The 466-nt window shown below is 41.6% G+C and carries 1 protein-coding gene; it reads right to left on the bottom strand.

All coding sequences use genetic code 11. The features are described 5' to 3' along the window. Positions 1–279 precede the first annotated feature (279 nt). On the bottom strand, positions 280–466 hold a 187-nt coding region (locus DLK05_RS17035), incomplete at its 5' end, for an NAD(P)-dependent oxidoreductase (protein ID WP_209319966.1).

Here is a 466-nt window from a genome sequence, read left to right on the forward strand (position 1 = left end):
GGCATGTTTTACGGGCTGAGAGATTCAAGAAATTAGGCCGACAAGTCGGATTTGCTGAGTCTACTAGGGAAGAATTGCCAAAGGGACAAAGAACCAGAGCCTAAGACCTTTAAGCCTTTGAAATACAAGTAAACATAACGCCCAATTAAGTTGTGAGCAACGCTGACACCTTACTAAAACACTGCACCGTAATCACTAAACAAGTTGAAACCGAACGCGCCGAGCGTTGCGAATCAGCTTGAATTGTTTGTTATAACAACGATTTCTTCGATGCTGATTTTATGCCTTACCCTGTTCGAAAGCTAAAATTTTCTCGAATGCTATTTTGAAGTAAAGATCATAGCTGTTTTGCTCTACATACCCTAAATGTGGGGTAGCCGTAACGTTTGGTAATGACAATAAAGGCTCGTTATCAAGCGATGCTGGTTCATTGTCAAATACATCAACGGCAGCTCGCTTAGTTGAG

Source organism: Ancylomarina longa, from assembly GCF_003996985.1.
Classification (GTDB): domain Bacteria; phylum Bacteroidota; class Bacteroidia; order Bacteroidales; family Marinifilaceae; genus Ancylomarina_A; species Ancylomarina_A longa.